Genomic DNA, 6,655 nt, shown 5'->3' on the forward strand with positions numbered 1-6,655 from the left:
ACGGCACGAGAGCGGCTGAGCTGCGTTTATGGGACAACGAATACGATCTGTTTATTTCATATTCTGCTCGTAAGCCTCAATCATCTGCTTTACCATCTGTCCGCCGATAGAACCCGCCTGACGCGCTGTCAGATCTCCGTTATATCCATCCTTCAGGTCGATGCCGACCTCGCGGGCTGCTTCCATCTTAAAGCGCTCCATGGCTGCCTTTGCTTCCGGTACGTTCAGCTTGTTAGAATTGCGGTTCATATACTTCTCTCCTTTGTCTGTCCGATCTCTGTGTTAACAGTATATGATTTTTTCGATGTTCTATGCTTCCCAGCGCAAAATGCACGGCAGCACTTTTTGCCTCATTCGTCAAATATCGCTCCCTTGTCCATTTCTCAGTACTTCTGCCAGTTTCCTGTATCTTTTTTTATGAACTATGCCGGTATTTGCCAAATTTGTGCGGTTTTCTTTGAATCGTGCGGGAATGTCCGCTATAATAAAAGATAGATGCTATGAAATAGCTGGATTTTAAATTTTCATTGGGAGGCTCTAAGAAAAATGTCTTGTGTATCCGTACCAAAGATCCTGATGCCAAAAGACGGCATTGATTTGAAAAAGTGGGCTGTTGTTGCTTGTGACCAGTATACTTCTCAGAAAGAGTATTGGTCTGAGACCGATCATATTGTCGGCGACGCTCCGTCTACTTTGCGCCTGACCTTGCCGGAAGTATATCTGGAAGATGCTGATGTCGAAACTCGCATTGCAGCCATCAACGAGACCATGAAGCAGTATCTGTCTGATGGCACGCTGACCGAATTGCCGGCTGGCTTTATCCTGACTGAGAGATATTCCGGCGGAACATCTCCGCGCCGTGGTCTGGTGGCTGCCATTGATCTGGAGTGCTACGAATACACCGCAGGCTCCCGTTCTCTTGTTCGCCCGACGGAAAAGACAGTTGTTGAGCGCATTCCGCCGCGTCTGGCTGTCCGCAAAAACGCTTCTATCGAAGTGCCGCACATCATGCTGCTCATTGACGACCCAGATCGCACGGTAATTGAACCGATATTTGAACAGACTGCACAGCTGGAGAAGATCTATGACACCGATCTGATGCAGAACGGCGGACATATCAACGGTTGGTTCATTCCGGAAGGCGACTTGACCGACCATCTGATTGCACAGATGGAAAAGCTCAATGACCGCGAGACTTTTAACAAGAAGTATCGCCTGACGAAGGATCTGCCGCTGCTTCCGTTCGCTGTCGGCGACGGCAATCATTCGATGGCAACGGCAAAGGCATACTGGGAAGATGTCAAGAAGACCCTGACACCGGAGGAACAGGAAAACCATCCGGCACGCTATGCTCTGTGTGAGATCGTCAACATTCACGATGAGAGCCTGCTCATCGAGCCGATTCATCGCGTGATGTTCCATGTCGATGCAGAACAGCTGCTCCATGCTGCTGTTGATTTCTATGCAAAGAATGGCAGCCAGTGCATTTTCTCGGATGAAAAGGCTGCTGCCAATCCGGAAAATCATACGGTTCGTTACTGCTTTGGCGGCAAGACTGGCACGATGACGGTTGTACATCCGAAGTGGGGCATTCCACTCGGCACCTTGCAGGCATTCTTGGATGATTATCTGGCACAGCACAGCGAGGCAAAAATCGACTACATCCATGGTGAGGACGTTGTGTCTAAGCTGGGCAATGAAGTTGGTAACATGGGCTTCTTCCTGCCGGAAATCGAAAAGAACGATCTGTTCCGCGGTGTGATCATTGACGGCGTACTGCCGCGCAAGACCTTCTCGATGGGCGAAGCACACGAGAAGAGATATTACATGGAATCTAAAATGATTGTCAAGTAAATCCGCTTGTCTCTTTTGGGACTGTCCATACAGGGCAGTCCCTTTTTTTGTCCCAAATCAGCTGCGCCTTTCCATCTTCTACACGGCAAAAGGAAAAAATACCGGAAAACGCAAATTCTTTCTGTGGCGAAAAGGCACAGGATGCGAGGATATATTCCGCTTGTTCTTGGATTTGAACCTCTTCTTGCCGCAGCAGCTGGCGAAAATAGGTGTCCTGGCTGACGAAGTTCTGTCCTTTGGGCGGCTGTGTGTCAGCGATGTACTGTTCCGGTAAATGGGGCCAATAGCCCAGCGAAGATAAATACTGCTTGCTCATCGTCCGGTCAATCGCCAGATGATCGCCGTCCGGCTCAGCCACACCGATGAGAAGCGGCTGAGCATCCGCCCGCATTCCCCACACGCGCAATATCTCGCCGTACTGCGGCAGGGCACCTGCCGCGCGAAAGCGAACTTGTGCGGCTGTCTGTGTGAGCTGCATCTCTCCCCAATGCGCTTGCTGGCGACTGATTTCCATACACGATCCCCCCTTTGCAAAAAAAATCCCCCTGCACAGCATATGCTGCACAAGGGGAAAATCATGCGTTCGGTCAATGTTCTATGTAAGCATTGACCTTTTTCTCAGTCTCTTGCGTTCAGACCAAAGCTCACTGCTAATGCGCGATCTACTTCATCCATATGAGAGGCATCCAGCGTACCCATTTTTTCTCTGAGCCTGCGCTTATCCAGCGTGCGGATTTGTTCTGTCAGAATCACAGAATCCCGCGTCAGGCCAAAGGTACGGGCACCGAGAGAAATATGTGTCGGCATCTTCGCCTTATTGACCTGTGAGGTAATCGCTGCTGCGATGACGGTCGGGCTGTATCGGTTTCCGACGTTGTTTTGTATAATTAAAACCGGACGCATACCGCCCTGTTCACTGCCGACTACTGGTGACAAATCCGCGTAATAAATATCGCCGCGTTTGACATGATGCTCCAAAACAATCACACTCCGTAGGAAAGATTTCAGGTGTTATCCTGATACTGTTACTTTCCCCAGCAATCCGGTTATTTAATCATGCACCCTAGGAATATTTTCTCTTTGCCTCATTCTATGCATTACTCGCCGAGATAGATACGCGGAACGCGCTTGCTGATGTCGCAGGTGACCTCATAAGAAATCGTACCTGCTGCCGCTGCCAGCGTATCTGCGGTAATCGAACAATCGCCAAATACGGTCACTTCATCGCCGCGCGTGACATCCATACCGGTGACATCTGCCCACGCCATATCCATGCAGATACGTCCGACTGTCGGAACTACCTTGTCATGAATGACAACCGAGATATGGTTGCTTGCCACGCGCGGATAACCATCCGCATAGCCAATCGTAAACACAGCCACACGCATCGGCTTGTCCGCCGTAAATGTGCGGCCATATCCGATAGAATCGCCCGCCGGAATGTCACGCACCTGTGCTACGCGAGCCTTTACCGTCATAACCGGCTTGAGCGGCACGGTTTTCTTGGTATCTGCATCCGGATAGTATCCATACAGGATAATACCTGCGCGCACCATGTTAAATGTACCCTCACGGTACAGATCCGTGGTAAAGGTCTGTGTATGCTGCAAAATAGCGGCACTGTTCGAGCAATGGCGATACTGGAGGTTGACGCCGTGCTTCTCCAACTCCAGACACATGTCTACAAAGCGGCGGTATTGCAGTTCGGTAAATTCTTCCCCGCCATTGACATCGGCAACCGCAAAGTGTGTAAATGCGCCTTCGGCTTCCAGTCCTGGCAGAGAAACGGCCTGCAAAATTTCCTGTACATTTTCCTTCGTAGAGCGCGTCTCAAAGCCAATGCGTGTCATGCCGGTATTCAATGCAATATGTACACGGATCGGCTTTCCAGCCGCCTGTGCTGCCGCAGAAAACGCCTTTGCCGTGTCGGTATCGCACAGCGCTGCTGCAATGTCATATTCTGCCAGCAGAGCAGCGTCCGCGTCACCCACATAGCCCAGTACCAAAATCGGAAGCGTAAAGCCCGCCTCGCGCAGCTCTACGCCTTCCGCAACCGTTGCTACAGCAAAGAAATCTACACCCTCCTGTTGCAGGACAGTCGCGACCTGTACCGCGCCGTGTCCATAGGCATCCGCTTTGACTACACCCAATACCTTTGCTTCCGGCATCACTGCCTTTACATGGTCACGAATCTGTGTAAAATTGTACTTCAGATTGTCTAAATTGATTTCTGCCCAGCATCTGCCGGTCTCGTTTGTTGTTGCCATGATTGTCTTTCCCACTTTCCTTCACGGCTGCAAGGTACAGCTCTGCACGGTGCAGTCCATGATTTGTTTTCCATTGTTATATATATGAGCCTCCGCCAGCGCAAAGCTGTCCGGATGCAGATATACTTCTTTTACGACATTTCCCTCTTCGCTCGTATCTTCATAGCGAAGGGCAATGCGTCCATTTTCCTGCCAAACCTGTTTGGGTTCCTTGGTTTGCAGATCGTGTAATACATATGTTGTGACATCTGCCGGTGTCAATCCCTTTTTATCCGGCATAGCAGTCTCCAGCTCAGCATCCTCATAGGAAAAGACAAAATCTTCCCCTTGCACGGACGCTCGAATTCCCGCCACAGACGCAGGCTTTTGCATTTCCAGCTCACCGGTCTGCGTGTCCGCATGATACGAGTATTGTATCTGATAGTCCATCGTGTATTCGTCCAAATAAGACGTAATATTTGACACCAGCTCGATGGCCTGTGCGCCGGCATAAGCGTCGCGCGCACTCGCTGCCAGCTGTTCCGGATTACTGACGGCAGAACAGCCGCACAGCAGCCATGCAGCCAGCAGTCCGCTCCATACTCGCTTCAAGAGCTCTTACCACTCCCTAGAGTTCAGCGGTTTCAGTACCCGCGGGATATACCCCAGCATATCCGTCGGTGTCATACCAAATTCCCCGATGTCATTGGCGCACAAATCTCCCGCTCGGCTGTGAATATACGCGCCGCAGGCTGCCGCCGCGAGCGGTTCCAATCCTTGTCCCAACAGCGACAAAATAATACCAGACAGGACATCTCCGCTTCCGCCCTTAGACATGCCGGGATTGCCATGGACATTTTGATACAGTTCGCCTTGTGCGCCCGCGATAATCGTCCGATGTCCTTTGAGCAGCAGCACACAATGATGCTTTCGGGCAAAGGCGGATGCCATTTCTTCCCGATTTTCTGTGAGCGGAACATCGCAGATTCGCGCAAATTCATGCTTGTGCGGGGTTAAAACCACAGGGTACTTTGCCTTCTCCACTATATCTATATGTCCCGCCAGTGCATTTATGCCATCCGCATCGAGAATCAGCGGACAATCCGCCTGTTCGACAATGGTTTGTATCGCTTGTGTTACCCCTGCACTGATACCGAGTCCCGGCCCTGCCAAAATTGCCGCGCGGCGAGCCAGTGACGGCAGACACTCTGCCGAAATTTTTCCGTCTGCACCGGTTTCCAGCGGCAGAAATGTCGGCTCGTTGAGCTTTGCCGCCAGAATCGGATAAATACAGGCAGGCAATGCCAACGTGACGATGCCCGAGCCTGTGCGTACCGCTGCCTGTGCGGCAAAAAACGGTGCGCCGATATAATCTCGACAGCCGCAAATGGCAAGCACGCGTCCATACGTGTTTTTATCGCTTTCCGGCGCACGTGGCCGGATATGCTGCGTCAGATACGCCCAATCAATTGGTTTCATGCTTTGCCTCCAACTTGTGCATCTCCCAGCAAAATCGCCGTTGCCGTCGCATACTCTCGGCAATGCGAGATACTCAGCAAAAAATTTTTCTGCGGCCTAAGTACCTGTGGTGCGCCCAGTTCATCATGGGTAATTTCAATATCCTTGAGATTGAGTCCGCGCTGGAATCCTGTTCCCACAGCTTTAGCGACTGCTTCTTTGGCACAAAACAACCCTGCGGCGGATTCGGCTTTGTTCTTGCCTTTGGTATCTAACCATGCCTGCTCATGCGCGGTAAATGTATGGCGGACAAAGCTCTCCCGCTGGATTGCTCGCGCAATTCTTGCGATTTCAATAATGTCTGTTCCCAAGCCTATCACAGCGTCCCCTCCAATCCTCTCCTATTCTATCACCTTTTATTTGGTTTGTCTGCACCGCCCAAACAGAGATTTCAAAATTTTTCAAATAAATTTTAAAAAAATGAAAATTTCTTGTTGACATAGCGCGAATTCCCTGCTATAATAACAAACGTTGCAGCGAAGAAGTGCAACGACAAAAACGAGGTGTGGCTCAGTTTGGTAGAGCGCTGCGTTCGGGACGCAGAGGCCGTGGGTTCAAGTCCCGCCACCTCGACCATCTTTCACAGAGTAGAACATCTGCTCTGTTTTTTTTGTCGTCTTTGTTGCCATTGACCAACCGTTCTCCCCTGCTATATGATAAATAAAAGGGAGTGTGATACCATGCAGTCGTTACAAAACACACCATTTGGCAAAAAACAAATCGTCAAGTGGGTCACTGGCACCGGAATACAAAAGGATCTTCTGGAGCAGATCGGCATCCGACAGGGTGAAGAAATCGAGGTTGTCGCCTCCTACTTCGGCAACACCATTGTCTCTGTCCACGGCATTCGCTATGCATTGGGCACAGATGTCGCAGAACGGATTCGGATTTAATCCCATAGCATTGAAAAGTCCTTCGATTTATGGTATGATTCCAAAAGATACAATTTGGAAAGGAATCTCTCATTTATGACTGATAAGAACTTTAGCATCAATCTGGGCGAGTACAAGGGCATCAAGCGTGCACCGATTACCGCA

9 protein-coding genes and 1 tRNA gene are annotated in these 6,655 nt (G+C 50.4%); 3 read left to right on the plus strand and 7 right to left on the minus strand.

Features of this window, described 5'->3' with window-relative positions; all coding sequences use genetic code 11:
* Positions 1-51: 51 nt before the first annotated feature.
* A complete protein-coding gene (locus ACR0P9_RS05800; protein ID WP_432618186.1) occupies positions 52-249 on the minus strand; it encodes a small, acid-soluble spore protein, alpha/beta type in 198 nt (65 codons plus the stop codon).
* 297 nt (positions 250-546) lie between these two features.
* Here ACR0P9_RS05800 and ACR0P9_RS05805 point away from each other — a divergent pair, with 297 nt between their 5' ends.
* Entirely contained in the window at positions 547-1,854 is a 1,308-nt protein-coding gene (locus tag ACR0P9_RS05805) for a DUF1015 domain-containing protein (protein WP_432618188.1), read from the plus strand.
* On the opposite strand, the gene ACR0P9_RS05810 is transcribed toward ACR0P9_RS05805, so the two are convergent.
* From ACR0P9_RS05810 to acpS, 6 genes are all read right to left on the minus strand, one after another.
* Complete coding sequence (locus ACR0P9_RS05810; protein WP_432618190.1) at positions 1,847-2,368, minus strand: hypothetical protein; 522 nt, start codon at positions 2,366-2,368, stop codon at positions 1,847-1,849. The two genes, ACR0P9_RS05805 and ACR0P9_RS05810, sit on opposite strands and share 8 nt — an antisense overlap.
* A gap of 104 nt (positions 2,369-2,472) precedes the next feature.
* On the minus strand, positions 2,473-2,832 hold the full coding sequence (locus ACR0P9_RS05815) for a type II toxin-antitoxin system PemK/MazF family toxin (protein ID WP_432618202.1): 360 nt from the start codon (positions 2,830-2,832) through the stop codon (positions 2,473-2,475).
* 119 nt (positions 2,833-2,951) lie between these two features.
* Positions 2,952-4,121, minus strand: a complete 1,170-nt coding sequence (alr, locus tag ACR0P9_RS05820) for an alanine racemase (RefSeq protein ID WP_432618192.1) — start codon at positions 4,119-4,121, stop codon at positions 2,952-2,954.
* Between the two features lie 21 nt (positions 4,122-4,142).
* Positions 4,143-4,712, minus strand: a complete 570-nt coding sequence (locus ACR0P9_RS05825) for a hypothetical protein (RefSeq protein WP_432618194.1) — start codon at positions 4,710-4,712, stop codon at positions 4,143-4,145.
* Positions 4,713-4,718: 6 nt separating this feature from the next.
* Positions 4,719-5,579, minus strand: a complete 861-nt coding sequence (locus tag ACR0P9_RS05830) for an NAD(P)H-hydrate dehydratase (RefSeq protein ID WP_432618196.1) — start codon at positions 5,577-5,579, stop codon at positions 4,719-4,721.
* Positions 5,576-5,938: a holo-ACP synthase gene (gene acpS, locus ACR0P9_RS05835; protein ID WP_432618198.1), complete on the minus strand. Its 363-nt coding sequence runs from the start codon at positions 5,936-5,938 to the stop codon at positions 5,576-5,578. Before acpS ends, ACR0P9_RS05830 begins: the two co-directional genes overlap by 4 nt.
* 179 nt (positions 5,939-6,117) lie before the next feature.
* Between acpS and ACR0P9_RS05840 the strand changes: the two genes are divergently transcribed.
* Both ACR0P9_RS05840 and ACR0P9_RS05845 read left to right on the plus strand, forming a co-directional pair.
* A tRNA-Pro gene (locus ACR0P9_RS05840) sits at positions 6,118-6,194 on the plus strand.
* A gap of 104 nt (positions 6,195-6,298) precedes the next feature.
* Positions 6,299-6,511, plus strand: a complete 213-nt coding sequence (locus tag ACR0P9_RS05845) for a FeoA family protein (protein WP_432618200.1) — start codon at positions 6,299-6,301, stop codon at positions 6,509-6,511.
* Positions 6,512-6,655: the final 144 nt, after the last annotated feature.

Origin of the sequence: Butyricicoccus sp. (assembly GCF_050872565.1) — a bacterium.
Lineage (GTDB): Bacteria > Bacillota > Clostridia > Oscillospirales > Butyricicoccaceae > Butyricicoccus_A.

Coding starts and splice junctions, on each gene's coding strand:
- ACR0P9_RS05810 (WP_432618190.1), bottom strand. CDS start 2,368: ATGGAAATCAGTCGCCAGCAAGCGCATTGGGGAGAGATGCAGCTCACA.
- ACR0P9_RS05830 (WP_432618196.1), bottom strand. CDS start 5,579: ATGAAACCAATTGATTGGGCGTATCTGACGCAGCATATCCGGCCACGT.
- ACR0P9_RS05800 (WP_432618186.1), bottom strand. CDS start 249: ATGAACCGCAATTCTAACAAGCTGAACGTACCGGAAGCAAAGGCAGCC.
- ACR0P9_RS05845 (WP_432618200.1), top strand. CDS start 6,299: ATGCAGTCGTTACAAAACACACCATTTGGCAAAAAACAAATCGTCAAG.
- ACR0P9_RS05805 (WP_432618188.1), top strand. CDS start 547: ATGTCTTGTGTATCCGTACCAAAGATCCTGATGCCAAAAGACGGCATT.
- alr (WP_432618192.1), bottom strand. CDS start 4,121: ATGGCAACAACAAACGAGACCGGCAGATGCTGGGCAGAAATCAATTTA.